Annotated in this window: 12 protein-coding genes; 9 read left to right on the forward strand and 3 right to left on the reverse strand. The window is 42.1% G+C overall.

Annotated features, from left to right (window positions below; genetic code table 11):
* The first annotated feature begins 147 nt into the window (after window positions 1–147).
* From FTT72_RS09465 to FTT72_RS09495, 7 genes are all read left to right on the forward strand, one after another.
* On the forward strand, window positions 148–861 hold the full coding sequence (locus FTT72_RS09465; protein WP_180002883.1) for a hypothetical protein: 714 nt from the start codon (window positions 148–150) through the stop codon (window positions 859–861).
* A 226-nt stretch (window positions 862–1,087) separates the two neighbouring features.
* On the forward strand, window positions 1,088–2,032 hold the full coding sequence (gene ubiE / locus FTT72_RS09470) for a bifunctional demethylmenaquinone methyltransferase/2-methoxy-6-polyprenyl-1,4-benzoquinol methylase UbiE (RefSeq protein ID WP_180066183.1): 945 nt from the start codon (window positions 1,088–1,090) through the stop codon (window positions 2,030–2,032).
* A gap of 16 nt (window positions 2,033–2,048) precedes the next feature.
* Entirely contained in the window at window positions 2,049–2,717 is a 669-nt protein-coding gene (locus FTT72_RS09475; protein WP_180178271.1) for an SCP2 domain-containing protein, read from the forward strand.
* 18 nt (window positions 2,718–2,735) lie between these two features.
* Window positions 2,736–4,355, forward strand: a complete 1,620-nt coding sequence (locus FTT72_RS09480; RefSeq protein ID WP_180178272.1) for an AarF/ABC1/UbiB kinase family protein — start codon at window positions 2,736–2,738, stop codon at window positions 4,353–4,355.
* 215 nt (window positions 4,356–4,570) lie between these two features.
* Window positions 4,571–4,867 (forward strand): hypothetical protein, encoded by a 297-nt coding sequence (locus FTT72_RS09485; protein WP_180178273.1) that lies wholly within the window; start codon window positions 4,571–4,573, stop codon window positions 4,865–4,867.
* Window positions 4,868–4,973: 106 nt separating this feature from the next.
* Entirely contained in the window at window positions 4,974–6,053 is a 1,080-nt protein-coding gene (locus FTT72_RS09490) for a patatin-like phospholipase family protein (RefSeq protein ID WP_180156606.1), read from the forward strand.
* Between the two features lie 72 nt (window positions 6,054–6,125).
* Window positions 6,126–6,440 (forward strand): hypothetical protein, encoded by a 315-nt coding sequence (locus tag FTT72_RS09495; RefSeq protein ID WP_078189807.1) that lies wholly within the window; start codon window positions 6,126–6,128, stop codon window positions 6,438–6,440.
* Window positions 6,441–6,510: 70 nt separating this feature from the next.
* On the opposite strand, the gene FTT72_RS09500 is transcribed toward FTT72_RS09495, so the two are convergent.
* From FTT72_RS09500 to FTT72_RS09510, 3 genes are all read right to left on the reverse strand, one after another.
* Complete coding sequence (locus FTT72_RS09500; RefSeq protein ID WP_180178274.1) at window positions 6,511–8,691, reverse strand: SulP family inorganic anion transporter; 2,181 nt, start codon at window positions 8,689–8,691, stop codon at window positions 6,511–6,513.
* A 232-nt stretch (window positions 8,692–8,923) separates the two neighbouring features.
* Window positions 8,924–10,891 (reverse strand): DUF2075 domain-containing protein, encoded by a 1,968-nt coding sequence (locus tag FTT72_RS09505; protein WP_180007251.1) that lies wholly within the window; start codon window positions 10,889–10,891, stop codon window positions 8,924–8,926.
* 89 nt (window positions 10,892–10,980) lie between these two features.
* Window positions 10,981–13,341: a Tex family protein gene (locus tag FTT72_RS09510; RefSeq protein ID WP_180178275.1), complete on the reverse strand. Its 2,361-nt coding sequence runs from the start codon at window positions 13,339–13,341 to the stop codon at window positions 10,981–10,983.
* A 336-nt stretch (window positions 13,342–13,677) separates the two neighbouring features.
* Here FTT72_RS09510 and ompR point away from each other — a divergent pair, with 336 nt between their 5' ends.
* Both ompR and FTT72_RS09520 read left to right on the forward strand, forming a co-directional pair.
* Window positions 13,678–14,442 (forward strand): two-component system response regulator OmpR, encoded by a 765-nt coding sequence (gene ompR, locus FTT72_RS09515; RefSeq protein ID WP_180178276.1) that lies wholly within the window; start codon window positions 13,678–13,680, stop codon window positions 14,440–14,442.
* Window positions 14,443–14,688: 246 nt separating this feature from the next.
* Entirely contained in the window at window positions 14,689–16,149 is a 1,461-nt protein-coding gene (locus tag FTT72_RS09520; protein ID WP_111885830.1) for an ATP-binding protein, read from the forward strand.
* Window positions 16,150–16,341 lie beyond the last annotated feature (192 nt).

The raw sequence follows: 16,341 nt of genomic DNA on the forward strand, positions 1-16,341 counted from the left end.
TGCTTTCATGTATATGCTGAAATGCAAAATATGACCGTTTCTGCAACAAACTGACTCAGATTGACCTGTAATTTCGTCACTTTGTCATAGCCCTAAGCTCCAACACCCACTAAGATTCAAACATCTAAAAAATAATTGAGACACTCAATGTCCAAACTTGCAGTATTAGATGATTTACTTGAACTGTATTACCAGTTGAACTACCACAAAAAGCCAGAAATTTTACAGCGTTTACAAGATGTCCAGCAGTGGCAAAAACAACGTATGCAACGCACACATGCCGTACAATTTGCTGAAAAACACAATGTGCTGATGTCTGAATATTTTATTAATCGTTTATATGGCGGTCCTGATTTTGATGCATTAGCAGCACAAATTGCTCGTCTCACGCGCTATGCACACAAAGCTGAAAAATTGATTCCAGACAATGCCATAAAGACTGGTACTTCGGGCGTTCAACTTGCCATTTTAGCCGTACAGCTTGATGAACAAGTGGCCATGCAATTATTAGAAGATTATCCATCCAATCTGCCCTTAACCGATGAAATGATGCGCCAGACTTATCTTAAGCTCGATCAGGGCAAGGACCGTATGTTACAGCTGCAACTATTGGACGATTTAGGTCGTAATTTAGATAAATATATGCGCTCATTTATGGTCTATACCGCCTTTAAGATGTGCAAAGGTGCAGCAATAAAATATAACTTCGAAGTGATGTATGACTTTATGCAAGATGGCTTTCTCGCAATGAAACCACTTAAGTCAGCAGAAAAATTTGTGCGTGAATTTACCACTGTAGAACGTCAAATCATTGACCGTGTACATGCTGGAGACCCGAACCCGTTTCAGCCTGCGACCTAACAAAATTATCATCCCCATTCAGCCCACATTTGATATAAAACAAACAGGGCGTTCAAGGCTGAATTCAGATTTTTTATAGGGGTTTTGCAAAGCAATTACAGCAGCCCCTTATTTTTTCTGTATATTATTCACAACAAATGCAAATGACTGCTGTATAACAACAGAGAATCTGTCATCATGCTTACAAAGTAACATTAACCCTATTTATAAGTTAGGAGTGACTCTAATGTCTAACGAGAATCAAACGCCTGTCCCTACACCTGAGTCGGCACAAAATACAGACAAAGCGAGTCCATTCTTAACTGAACCTTTACCACAAGGGACAGCGCAAGGTCAGCAACAATCTTTAGAACAACGTCTGACCGACACACCTGTGACAGGTTCAGTACCCAAATATAATCTGCCACGTGGCGCGAATACTGGTAACGTTGGAGCAACCACGCACTTTGGTTATCAAACCGTGAGCAGCGAAGATAAAGCGCAAAAAGTAGCGGAAGTCTTCCACTCAGTGGCTGCAAAATACGACATCATGAATGATTTAATGTCATTTGGTATTCACCGTCTATGGAAACGCTTTGCCATTAACATGTCAGGCGTACGTCGCGGTCAACACGTGCTTGATATTGCAGGCGGTACAGGCGACCTTGCCAAAGTGTTCAGCCGTGAAGTTGGCCCGACTGGTCATGTGGTGCTTTCAGACATTAATGAATCGATGCTCAATGTCGGTCGTGACCGCCTAATTGATGCTGGTTGTACCAATGTCGATTTCGTTTTGGCCAATGCTGAAACTTTAGAACCTTTTGCTGACAACAGTTTTGACCTATTGACCATTTCATTTGGTCTACGCAACGTGACTGACAAAGATGCTGCACTAGCTGCAATGTACCGCGTACTTAAGCCAGGTGGTCGTTTACTGATTTTAGAATTCTCTAAACCGGTATTTGAACCATTCTCAAAACTGTATGATTTGTACTCATTCACTGCATTACCGATCATGGGTAAAATCGTAGCGAATGACTCTGAAAGCTATAAATACCTTGCAGAATCGATTCGTATGCACCCAGACCAACGTACGCTTAAAGGTATGATGGAAAATGCCGGCTTCCAAAACTGTGATTACCACAACTTAACGGGTGGTATCGTAGCTGTACACCGTGGTTTCAAACTTTAATACTGCAGGCTGAACTATGTGGTCGATTCTCGCACTTGGTGCAGTTGAACGCTTAATTCATCATGTCATTGATTTGGATGCTATTACTCGCATCCAACTGAATGAATTGCAAGGCAAAATGCTTCGTGTGGTGATCGACTCACCACAATTGTCGGTGGATGTGTTTTTTGACGATCAGAAAGTTCGCTTAGAACCGACGCCAACAGGACATACTGAAACTGCATCCATCTTTGAGCAACGCCCTTTCGAACAGCATTCAAACATAACTGAAGCAACGGCGACCTTACATGTCAAAACAGTCGTCGAGCTCCTTAAACTGCTGTTGGCTGAAGATGTCGGCAATATCCCATTGCAAGGTGATTATCACTTATTGCAGGATATCCAGCGCATTATGCAGCAAGCTGAGCCCGATTTAGCTTCGCATCTAAGCCCTTGGATTGGGCCAAGCCTTGCGCATGAAATTGGTAAGTTACAACTTGCACCCAAACATCTCAAACGTACTTTACAAAGCCATTTGTTCTTTGCTGAAGATGCGTTAAAAGAAGATTCAGGCTTGCTTGCCCCACGCTGGCAAATGGATGACCTGAATCAAGACACCCGAATTTTGAATCAAAATCTGGACCGTGTAGAAGCAAAAATTCAGCAACTGCACAGCCAAATTGACTCATTACAAGACAACACTTAAGACTAGGTAATTGCATATATGATTCCGCACGTTTCACGTTTACTCGACCTTTGGCGTATTGCTGCGCACTATAGACTCGACACGTTGTTTCCTGCGGAAGAATTACCGGAAAAAGCCCGTCATATTCTTTCCCTCATTCGCATGCACCCTGCGGCATGGTCAAGCCGCGAGCGAAAAAATCCGCTCAAGCTCAAAGAAGCCATGGAAGAGATGGGCCCGCTGGCCATTAAAATGGGGCAATTACTATCTACCCGTCGTGACTTGATTCCACCTGAAGTTTTACAGCAATTGGTGCTTTTACAAGACCGTGTAAAACCTTTTTCAAATGACGTTGCCAAAATGCGCATTCAGGAATCACTCAAAGCCGATGTTAATACCTTATTTGCACGCTTTGACGAGCAGCCTTTAGCCGCAGCATCTATCGCACAAGTGCATACTGCTGCACTGCATGATGGTCGCGAAGTCGTAGTGAAAGTGACTCGCCCGAATATTCGCAATCAAATTCTGCATGATTTTGAAATATTAGAGTGGCTTGGTCAGTTCCTTGAAAAACGCCTAGAAGCCGCTCGTGCCCTGCATCTGTCTGAAATTATTCAAGACTACCGTCAAATTATTCTCAATGAATTGGATTTGACTTTAGAAGCGGATAACACGCGTCGTATGCGTCATTACTTCACCGGTTCAAGCATGATGTACGTGCCTGAAGTCTATATGGACAGCCGTGATGTCATGGTCGAAGAGCGTATTACGGGTGTACCAATTTCAGATATTGCGACCTTTGATCGCTTGGGCATGGATCGTAAAGATTTAGCCGAAAAAGGGCTCACCATTTTCTTTACCCAAGTGTTCCGCGACAACTTCTTCCATGCAGACATGCATCCGGGGAATGTCTTCGTCGAAACCATTAATCCAAGCAATCCACGCTTTATTGCCTTGGACTGCGCGATTATGGGTGAGCTTTCAAAGCACGACCAAATGACCGTAGCACGCATGCTGCTTGCGGTTATGAACAGCGACTTTATGCAACTGATTCAAATCGTGCATCAAGCGGGTTGGATTCCACCGGGTACAGATCAAGATGCCTTAGCACGTGAAATGCGTCGTACCGTTGGCCCAATGGTCTCTAAACCAATGCATGAATTGGACTTCGCCGGCATCCTGATTCAAGTGATGGATATTGCGCGTCGTTTCCATTTAGAGATTCCGCCACAATTGATGTTGCTGCTCAAGACCTTGGTCCATGTTGAAGGTTTAGGAACTGATCTCTATCCTGAATTGGATATTTGGAGTTTGGCAAAACCAATCCTCACCGATTGGATTAAAGCGCAAATGAATCCGCAGAAAAACTTAAAAGAACTCGGGCAAAAAATTCCAGACTTACTTTTAGGTGCGCAAGATTTACCAACGCTGATGATCGACAGCCTGAATGGTTTAAAAAATCAGTCGGCTTGGCATGCCAAACAACTGAATGAACTGCAAAGCATGCGCTTGCAAATGGAACATCAGCAAAAACGTAGTTGGGTTTTTGGCAGTATTATGGCCATCTTCCTCTCCATCGCGATAATTGTGCCATGGTATGTTTCCATCGTATTAATTGCACTTTCAAGCTTACTTGCCATTTGGCGTGTGTTTAAATAATCTTTGTATTTAAATAATCTTGATGTATCCATAACTCCTTTAAGCCTTTTAACAATAAAGGGCTTAAAGCTATAAAAACAAAAAATTTAAATAAGGCTGAACGCCAGTCATACAGTTATTTAGGGGTACTGTATGGTCAAAATCCACTCCGAGCATGTGCAACGGCCTTGCTATATAGTTTTTCGACTCTGCTCGATGTGTTGGTTCAATTGAATTTGCACTTATCTTTTCTGAACTGGCAACCGACAGCCAACACCACCATGTATCGGATGCAGCATAGCGCTGCATTTTGGTGGATCATTCTCTTTAATGCACTTCCCTGTATATTCCTGCTTTGTTTGCCACAGCAAAAACTGATGGCCGGGTTAAATTATTGGTTATTAGCTGGGGCCGTGGTTTTTATCATTAATCTATTTGCTTGGGCGGTCTTCCCAATGGCGACATGGGCAATCGTCTGCCTCAGTTTGTTTCAATTGCATCGGCATAATGAACAATTATTACAGCATTCGTGAGCGGTGCCCTGATATGACTGAGAAGTCATTTGTCGTAAGTTTCAGCCATTGGGTCTGTGCAAAAACGCACTAGAATAATTCTAAGACTGTATTTTAAGCGACTGCCATGACTCAAATTTTGCAAAAAAAACCGCCTGCGCTCAATATCCGTGCTGGCCATTTAGCACGCCAACTGATTGAACAAGAAGGTTTAAACGCTGCTCAAGTGGATATACTGCCCGGTGCTGCTGGTGGCCCGAAAGGCATTGGTATTCAAGGTTTAGATCAGGCGATTTTTGCTGACTTTTTGCCACGTGCGCAACAAAAGCGTACTTTAATTGGTTCATCGATTGGCAGTTGGCGCTTTGCCAGTATTGCTGCTTGGGGAGCCATTGAAGGGACGAAACGCCTCTCTGAGCTGTATACCAATCTGAGCTTTCATAAAAAGATGAGCCGTCAAGAAGTCAGCGATGTGTGTCGTGGCATGCTGATCGATTTGATTCAAGGTCAAGAAGCGGCACTGGTTAATCACCCGGATTATCACCTCACTGTGCTTTCAGTCAAAGCTCAGCATATTTTCCAAAGTGATAAAGCCCTGCCGCTGTTAGCCTCTGTCGCAGGGATCGTGGGCACGACAGCGCTCGCACGTAAACACAGTCGTTATTTCATGCAGCGTGTAATTAGTCAGCCTGTGTCAGGTCATCAATTTACCGTGGCGGATGATGGCTTTACCACGCATTACCATGCATTGACTCAAGACAGTGTCATGCCGTGGCTTATGGCTTCTGCATCTATTCCCGGTGTCATGGCCGCGATACGTGATATCCCTGATGCGCCACAAGGCAGTTACCGCGATGGCGGCCTGATTGACTATCATATTGACCTACCCTTCCAAAGTCAGGGCATCGTGCTGTATCCACATTTCACGGATAGCATCACCCCAGGTTGGTTTGATAAATTATTTAAACGCCAAGCCAATCCTGAAAATCAGGCGCGTACCCTGTTACTGTCACCTTCACAAGAATACCTTGCAAGCTTGCCGCTTGGCCGACTGCCTGACCGTAAAGACTTTACCCTCAAAGGCTTAGACAACCAACAACGCATTAAAATGTGGAATCAATGTGTGGCTGAAAGTCAGCGTATGGGCGATGAGTTTTTGGAGTTGGTTGAAAAGCAACATTTCCCAGCAGTCATGCAAGCACTCTGAGCGTTACAGTAATCTCTTGCGAGGGACGCTATAATCCTGTTTCAAAATTTTGAGCTTATTTAGTATAGATTTATGCGGATATTTTTAACTGTTTTGCAGTATGCCTGCATCGCTTTTGCACTTTTCCTTGTTTATCAAGTGTCAACCGCCTTGATCAGCGGCCAATACGATTTAATGGAAGTGGTGGCAGATGTTGGTACGATTTTAATTTGTATCGATTTGGCGGTGTTTTTATTTACCAGTAATGCAAAACAAGGCATTAGCATCGAAGACTATGCGAAACAATTGGAACAAAAGCCGTCAAAATTGGTATATGTGACCCGTAAATTGGGACATTTCGGTATTTTGCTGATCATTACCAGTTGGATCGTACCGATGATTCGCTAGTGTATTTTAGTTCAATAAAAAGGATCATCATGTGTTCATGATGATCCTTTTTTATGTCATCAGATTTTATTTATCCGAAGAAATTAACCCGTCCAGTTCTTACATCATACACTGCACCAACAATCGCCACTTTACCTTCTTGCACCAATTGCTGTAGCACTTCACTATTTTGCAAAATATAGCGGATGTTGTAATGCACATTCATTTGCGTCACTTGCTCTAAAAATGCCGGACTCAGCGTTTGTGGTTGCATCAATTCGGCAACACGCGATACAGACTCATTGAGTGGCCCCAGCACATATTGAATATGCGGCATACGCGTCAGGCTCTGTATCGATTGACCAGCTAAATACAACTGACAAGCACTGCTAACCGCACCACAGTCCGTATGACCAAGCACTACGATCACTTTGGCGCCTTTGGCTTCGCAGGCAAATTCCAATGAACCCAAAACTTTTTGCCCCGCGACATTCCCCGCTATGCGCAAACTAAATAAATCACCAATTCCAACATCAAAAATCATTTCAGTCGGCGCACGAGAATCCATACAACCTAACACTGCCGCAATCGGATGCTGCCCTTCTTCTGCGGTCACCCGCAGTTGACGATAGATATCTCGTTGCAAACGCTCATTTTGTACAAAACGTTCATTGCCTGCTTTGAGCAAAGCGAGCACGGCCTCTGGCGTCAAACGTTGCTGTAAAGCTGCGGTACTGATATCTATATCTAATGCCGCCTCCTGCGCATCGGCATAGTGTGCCTTGAAACCAATCAACTGTACTTGCACTTTACGCTGCACAGCCTTTTCCTGTTGGTACTCTTGAATGAGTTGGAAAATATCAGCATCCATATCACTCACATGTGTGGCATCAATCACCACTTGTTCACCGCGATGGATATGTTCCAATGCCGAGATTAATGCCGACCGGTTGAGAAAACTGACTTGTGAAGGCAATTCAATCCGTGTAATCACCCCATGTAAATGATGCTCTTTATACACCTTCAGCCCCTTATTAAAATTGGCGTATAAAATAAAGGCCGCACTACTGGCTAAACCAATCAAGATTCCGAGCAATAAGTCTGTGAATAAAATCGCCAATAAGGTAATGATAAAAGGAATAAATTGTTTCCACCCTTTTAAATACAGCTGTTTAAACAATTTGGGATGTGTCAGTTTAAAACCTGTCAGGATTAAAATTGCAGCTAATGCTGAAAGCGGAATTATGTTCATCAAAGGCACTAAACACAGCACAGCAAACAAGAGCAACACGCCATGAAAGATTGCAGAACATTTACTTTTAGCTCCAGCACTGGCATTGACCGAACTACGGACAATTACTGAAGTTAGCGGCATCCCGCCTATAGCGCCCGAAACGACATTACCGATGCCTTGCGCCCATAACTCTCGATTGGGGGGTGAAGAGCGCTTATGCGGATCTAATTTATCTGCTGCTTCTAAATTTAATAAAGTTTCTAATGACGCCACAACCGCCAAAGTGATAGCACCCGTGTAAATCAGTGGATTATTTAAAGCGGTCCAATCTGGAAAGATCATCACATTTTGTAGTTGATCCCAAAGATTTGGAAGTTGGATGAGGTTCGATGGATGAACTGCATAAGACGAACCACTGAGTACCAACACAGCATTGCACAGTGCAGCGAGGACTACAGCAACTAAAGCAGAAGGCAGAACCCACTTTTTGCATGGGCTCTGCTCCCATAGCAACATCAGCACAAGGCTACCGATACCGATCAGAACGGCACCGATATCCCATTGCAAATCGAGCGGCTGTGACTGCCACAGCACAGACCATGAAAATTGGTTCAAGCCAAATAGATAAGGTATTTGACTCCCAATCAAGATCAGTCCGATGGCTGCCAATAAACCCAATATGACATTGTTTGGAATAAAGTTGGCAAAGAAACCGAGCCGAAATATGCCAAATCCAATATGTAAGATACCGGCAAAAACAATACACAATAAAAAGGCGGCATAGTTGCCGCCGAGTAGTTCAAGCTGTACCAAAATGACTGCTGTTAAACCTGCTGCTGGCCCTGCAACACTGATATGTGAGCCACTCAATGCTCCGACTAAAATACCACCGACAATGCCGGCAATAATGCCAGAGAGAATCGGTGCGCCAGAAGCCAATGCAATGCCTAGGCATAGCGGTAAAGCTACGAGAAATACCACTGTTCCAGATAAAAAGTCGTGAATATGAAATCGATGTCGTTCAATTTTAGATGTCATCATTTTACCGTTTATAATAAATATCAAATAATTAGATGTAAGTATGTAAAGCCTAAAGTTTGTGACCACTTTATGGCGTGACTTATATTGTCTGACAATCGAACGATTCTATAGTGTGTTTTGATACGTGATTTGTGTGATTTTTACACTTTATTGCGAAGTTTAAGATTCAGCTCATTTATCTTTGATAGGCCTTAAAAGAAATAAAAAAACCTCCCAAATGGGAGGTTTTTTATAGCGTATTGAAACCACATTGCTTCAAAAAATTATACGTCGAATCATAATATTTCTTGGGACGAGTCCAGTCACTGTCATCTACAGATGGTATATACAACACCATACCTTGTCGCGCCCGAGTCAGTAGCACTCGATATGCATTTAACAGGTATTTCTGCTTTTCAGTTTGCCTTATATTTTGCCATCGACTACCTTTAAAGGCTTGAAATTGCCAATCTTGATCAAAATAAAAATTAATATCCCATGCCACGCAACTGTAATCTATTTCCAAGCCTTGCACATCAAACTCAGTTGCAATATCTTCCAAATAATACGCAGAACGTACATCTGTATTTGAATTCAAAAACCAATCTGCAGGTGTTATTTTATTCTTTACATCAATACCTTCGGCTTTTAAACGTCTGGCACCCGAACTAGCAATAACCCCAAAGCGCTCTGAACCCTTAGCCTTTCTTTTTAACCACTGTTTAGCAACATTAAAATCACGACAAAGCAGAATAGGATAATCTTGGGACATCATATGGTAAGTTTCTTTCGCGGACTTTGCATCACCATCTAATACATGTTGAATCAAATGTGAAACTTGTTCGCTGCGAAATGACCGGACAGAAACAGCAAGATGTAAATCTTCCTCATTTTTTCCATTTTTTTGAACCCAGAATTGTTGTTTAGGATCAGTTAAATAGACTTTATCCTGCAAAATTTTGTTAGAAAAGTAGATCTTCCATTTCGGGTATTTATGTTCTAATGCTGATAGCCATTCAGAAACACCTGCTTCTCCAGTGTTAATCTCCTGCCCACCACCAATCAGGCAAACAACGACACACCAATCAGCGTGGCGATCCATAACACTAATGAGAAACTCTGGTTCAGACATCGAAAAATTATCAATACCTTTTTTCTGTTTCATAAAGTTTGAAACCTGATCCTTTTGCCAGGCCCTTTGAGCTTCATCAAAAATAACGACTTTTTCGATTGGCACCTCATTTGATTTCAAATAATGATCTCTAAAATGATGAATATTTTGTATAAAGGCTTTGGCTTCACGTTCTGCCTCAGATCGCGTCTTTTTTTCTGTTTGTTGCTTAGCAAGTTCCACGGTATTTCGAACCAATGCTTCACGTAAAACATCAACTAAAGGACCATTTCCAGATAAAAATACAGAATGTTCTTGTTCATTTGTTTTTAAACGCTGGTTCGCAATATTAAGACCGGCCAATGTCTTTCCTGCACCAGGTACACCCGTTAAAAAACAAATCGTTTTTTTATTTGTTAATTTTGCATCTTCAATAATTTGTTCGATTTTTTTCGAAGTGATCGCTAAATTTTTTGCACCGGCATCACTTCTAGAAATTTCATCCACTGTATGACCTTGATATAACGCCTGAGCTGCTTCAATAATTGTGGGTGTTGGTTTATATCGAGACTCAACCCACTGTTTGATATTAAGTTGCGTAAGACCTGCAAATTGATAAAGCGCTTGTTCGATTACAATCCGTAAATTATGGGTGTTACAGCATAAAGTATCTTGATAAGTGGATACCGCTGACCATGACTGTTCACAACTTTGAGCTTGGGTTGAAATTAAAAGTGGTATGACCTTTTGCTGATGACTACCTTCATGAAAATTCAACAAATCCAAACAATAATCTATGACCTGAGTCTTAGCATATTGTGGGTAACTCTTTTCACCTACTTTAAATTCAATAACAAAAATTAAATTACGTATCAAAAGAATGTTATCTACGCGCTTACCCATCCGTGGAATAGAGAATTCAAAAAAGATTTCTCCCTCATCTAAAAAATCCAACTGTTGTTTTAAAATCTCAATTTGTTTTAACCAAGCGTTCTTTTGTAAATCTTCCAATGCAAATTCATGCTGTAGTGCCAAAGCCCCCATAATTTCTTGTTCATTTGTATGTATGAATTGTTGCACTGAACCCTGATAATAACTACGTAACATTATGGTCTTCTAAGTTTATTTAAGCTTTGATTGTTTTAATCTTATATAAAAAAACCTCCCATATGGGAGGTTTTTTTAACAGTTAAAGATTACTTCGAACCTTTAATCCCTGCTTGTAATAACAACGCACCTAAACCACCGATTTTATTTTCTTGTGGTTTCGCTGCTTGAGGTTTTTTATGACCTTGTGGGCGGTCGCCTTGCGGACGGGCATGCTGTGGACGTTTCGCATGTGGCTTACGCTCACCTCGTTGTTCTTGCTGCGTATTGTCACGACGTGGTTGACGTTGTGGTTTCGCTGCAGCAGCACCTTCTGCACGCATAGACAAGTTGACACGGTTACGTTCAACATCGACATTCAAGACACGAACTTGAACAATTTGACCTGGTTTCACGACTTTGTGCGGATCTGCAACAAATTCATTTGCAAGTTCAGAAATATGCACTAAACCGTCTTGGTGTACACCCACATCCACGAATGCACCGAAGTTCGTCACATTTGTAACCACACCTTCAAGCTGTAAACCTTCAGTCAACTGCGCCACTTCAGTGATGTCTTCACGGAATTTTGCCGTACGGAACTCTGGACGCGGGTCACGACCTGGTTTTTCAAGTTCAGATAAAACGTCCTGAATCGTTGGCAAACCAAATTGGTCATTTACAAATGCTGCTGCATCGACCTGACGGATAATTTCAGTATTACCAATAATATCTTTGACTGTGGTTGCTTTCGCTGCCACAATTTTTGCCACCAAGTCATATGACTCTGGGTGAACTGCAGATGCATCCAATGGTTCAGAACCATCTTGAATACGTAAGAAACCTGCTGCTTGTTCAAAGGTACGTTCGCCTAAACGAGGTACTTTCTTCAAACTTTGACGGTTATCAAAACGACCATTTTCTTTGCGGAAATCCACAATTTGTTGTGCAATCGATTTGTTTAGACCCGCGATATAACCCAAAATAGCAGATGATGCAGTGTTGACATCAACACCTACTGAGTTCACACAGTCTTCCACAACCGCTTCTAGCGTTTTTGCCAAACCGGTTTGGTTCACATCATGTTGATATTGACCCACACCAATCGATTTAGGATCAATCTTCACAAGTTCAGCCAATGGATCTTGTAAACGACGTGCAATCGATACAGCACCGCGGATCGATACATCTAAATCTGGCAATTCATTTGACGCCAATTCAGATGCTGAGTAAACCGACGCGCCTGCTTCAGATACCGACACACGAATCAAGTTCAAGTCTGTATTTGCTGCCATCATTTCAGCCACAACAGCTTCAGTTTCACGGCTTGCAGTACCGTTACCAATCGCAATTAATTCAACATTGAATTCGCGGCAAAGGCGCGCAAGTTCAGCAACTGAACCTGCTTTATCTTCTTTCGGAGCAAATGGGTAAATCGTGCTATGTGCAAGAACATCACCTGATGCATTCACAACAGCCAATTTCACACCCGTACGGATGCCAGGGTCTACACCCAATGTGCAACGTGCGCCTGCAGGAGCAGAAAGTAATAAATGACGTAGGTTTTCAGCAAAGACATCCATCGCTTCAGCTTCAGCAGCCAAACGTTTTTCAGTCAATAATGAATGTTCAATCGCAGGACGAACTTTACCGAGCCAGAATAATTTTGCAGTTTGTTTTAAGAAATCTGCACGTGCTTGTGGTTGTGCTGTTTCTAAATTGTATTCAGTATCAATACGAGCCAATGGTGCATCATCTTCACCATCGACTTTTAAGCCCAAGACATTTTCTTGACGGCCACGGAGCATCGCCAATAAACGGTGTGAAGGAACTTTGTTTAAGCTTTCAGAGAAATCAAAGTAATCACGGAATTTTTTACCGACTTCTTTTTTCTCATCGCTTGCAACTAAACTTTTCAACACTGCAGTTTTCGCAAATGTCGCTTTTAGCTCAGTGGTTAATGCAATATTTTGTGCCCAGTCATCAATTAAAATGTGTTGAATCGCATCTAATTGGCTTTCAACATCAGCATAATCTTCATGACTAAAACCAGCTAAAGCTTCGGTTGGATCAACTGCTTCATTAAAGATTTTTTCAGCGATTGGGCCTAAACCGGCTTCTTTGGCTTTAAATGATTTACTGGTACGTTTTGGACGGTACGGCGCGTAAATCTCTTCTAAAGCATTTTTCGTTTCTGCTGCATTCACTCGAGCAAGTAGGTCATCAGATAACTTGTTTTGTTCTTTTAGAGATTCGATTACCTTTTCACGGCGCTCAAATAAATCACGCAGGTAAGTCAGACGTGTATCGAGCTGACGTAATTGAGTATCGTCCAGACCTTGCGTCACTTCTTTACGGTAACGTGCGATAAATGGAACACTGGCACCTTCATCAATGAGCTTGATGGCAGCTTCAATTTGATTTGGACGTACGGCAATTTCTTTTGCCAACTGCTGAACTAAGTCAGTCATCGTATTAGATCCCTGCAAGGATAAGTTCTAAAAGCCATGATTATAAAGACCAAGACCATAAAATCCACAATTGTTTTTATAAATTTATGCGTGGTTTTTATTGCCAATCCATAGCAATGACACATTTTTTTACTAAACTGACTATGAAACAGCAAATTAGCGAATCCAGCGTACAGAACTTAAACCGCTTAACATGTATACATTTGGTATCTATGTCTTGATTTTAACTGCAATATTTGTTGCTTTAGAGCATAGTAAATTTATATAAATGAATCGTATACTCAAGTGAAATCTACTTTTTGTTTACGATGACAATAAAGAATAAAGGAGCACGTCATGAGTTTAGTTGTACCTGCTGAAAAAACAGATGCCGTACATGCCGAAACCGACCGAGTCGAACGCATTCTGGTTGTTGATGATGATGTGCGTCTACGCACCCTCTTACAACGCTTCCTAGAAGATAAAGGTTTTGTTGTCAAAACCGCACATGATGCGACTCAGATGGATCGTCTGTTGCAGCGGGAACTCTTTTCCCTGATTGTGCTCGACTTTATGTTGCCTGTTGAAGATGGCTTGAGTATTTGCCGCCGTCTGCGCCAATCTAGCATCGACACCCCGATCATTATGCTGACCGCTCGTGGTAGCGATTCAGACCGTATTGCTGGACTTGAAGCCGGTGCAGATGACTATTTACCAAAACCATTTAACCCGAATGAGCTATTAGCTCGTATTCGTGCAGTACTACGTCGCCAAGTGCGTGAAGTACCTGGCGCACCAAGCCAACAAATGGAAGTGGTGTCTTTTGGTCCTTGGTCACTCGACCTATCTACACGTACCTTAACCCGTGAAGGTCAAGTCGTCACATTGACGACAGGTGAATTTGCCGTACTCAAAGCATTAGTTCAACACCCACGTGAACCACTGACACGCGACAAGTTAATGAATCTTGCTCGTGGTCGTGAATGGGGTGCTATGGAACGTTCAATTGACGTTCAAGTTTCTCGCCTGCGTCGTTTGGTTGAAGAAAACCCAGCACGTGCGCGCTATATTCAAACCGTTTGGGGCGTAGGTTATGTCTTTGTTCCAGATGGTGCTGAATAAGCCATAAAATAAGACCTGAGAATCGAGCCACCGTACCTCATGTCCGGAAATGCCATTCGCTGCTGTCTGAGTCACTTAAAATTGAATGAATAAAAGTAATGTGCGCGAGTTCAGCGAATGGCAAAAATTTTGGTTACTTTTTTAAAAAGTAACATAACGAACTCCTCCCAAAGAACGTTCCAGCAGTAAGATTCCATCGCAAAGAATAAAAACTGCCTTTCAAAAAATTTGCTTAAAGGATTCTGCGTGAAACTCGAACCCATCGACCCACAGGAATTTACCGACTACGTTACCTACTCCGAAAAAAAACGGACACCTTGGGAACGCTTCCTCGATAAAATCAAACCCCGCTCTGCAGCCATGCGGACCACCGTATTGGTCTTATTTGTGGTGTTTTTTAGCCTGTTTATGTCCTTATGGTTCTTTTGGCGCACACTCTATTTACCCGAAATTCAACAACATGCTCGTTACCTCGCGGTCGAGCTTGAAATCATTAACAATCCTGATTTACGGATTTTTCATAACAATGCCGAAGTGGATGTCGACGACTGGATGCGCAACCGTGTCGGGATCGAATATGTGACCGATCCGAAAGAATTCCCCAATGTCAAAGACAAAGTCATTGCAGAGTTCTTTACCAATCAAATTGAAAAGAAACTGGCCAAAGAAATGCGCATTGATAATGCGACCGTGTATTTCCAATTTAAACCTGACCCACGCATCTGGATTCAAACTCCAGAAATGAATGGAAACTGGGTTCGCGAGCCTTTAAAAACCTATGCCAACTATAGCGCAGAGCTGATTTTAGGTTGGTTATTGGGTATTCCACTGATTGCTGGCATCATTATCTTAACCTTGGTTCGTCAGCTCAACCGTCCACTAAAACGTTTACAAGATGCGGCAAACAACTATAGTAAACACGGCACTGCACCTTATTTAGAAACCAACCATGGGCCACAAGAAATCCGTGAAGTAAACCAAGCCTTTAACCACATGGTCTACACGCTGGAACAAACTGAACGTGATCGTCGTATCATGTTGGCCGGTATTTCCCACGATTTGCGTACTCCGCTGACCCGTATTCGACTCAGCGCAGAAATGATGCCTGATGATGACTTCCTAAAAGAAGGTCTGATTTACGATGTTGAAGATATGGATGCGATTCTGAATCAGTTCATTTCGTATATGCGAGATGGTTCAGATGAAGTTCCGCAAGATACTGATTTAAATGCGCTATTGCAGGAATTAGTGATTCAATTTAAACCTTTAGATATTCGCTTTGAACCTCAAGACTTACCGATTATTCAAGCACGTAGCCTGTCCTTAAAACGATTAATAGGCAACTTAATCAATAACTCAAAACGCTATGGTGCCGAGCCGATTGAACTGTCTACCGAATATGAAGGTGACCATATTCAAATTCGCGTTGCCGATAATGGCGAAGGGATTCCTGAAGACCAAATTGAAGACCTGATGCAACCTTTTGTACGTGGTAATGATGCACGTACCATTCAAGGCAGTGGACTCGGTTTAGCCATTGTAAAACGTATTGTGGATATTCACGAAGGTCAACTTTCAATTCACAATCGAGCAGAAGGTGGACTCGAAGCGATCATTTCTTTACCACTGCAAAAACTCGAAAATGATGAAATATTAAACAACAGCCCATTGGAAAAAATTAAGCAAAGTTTAACTGAACGCTTTTAACAAGCGTTCAAAAAAGCAACGAACAGTTTTGTTTAAGCTTTAACCATTGATATTTTTAACCTTATTATTCAGTGGTTTAAAAATCATAATAAAATCTTATACCCACATTTTTTCAAAAAATTAGACCTTAGCCTAACAGGTATGCAAAATGGCTTTTTTGATCGGTACAATCCGTATCAGTTTTGAGAATTT

Origin of the sequence: Acinetobacter sp. YH01005 (assembly GCF_013420465.1) — a bacterium.
Lineage (GTDB): Bacteria > Pseudomonadota > Gammaproteobacteria > Pseudomonadales > Moraxellaceae > Acinetobacter > Acinetobacter amyesii.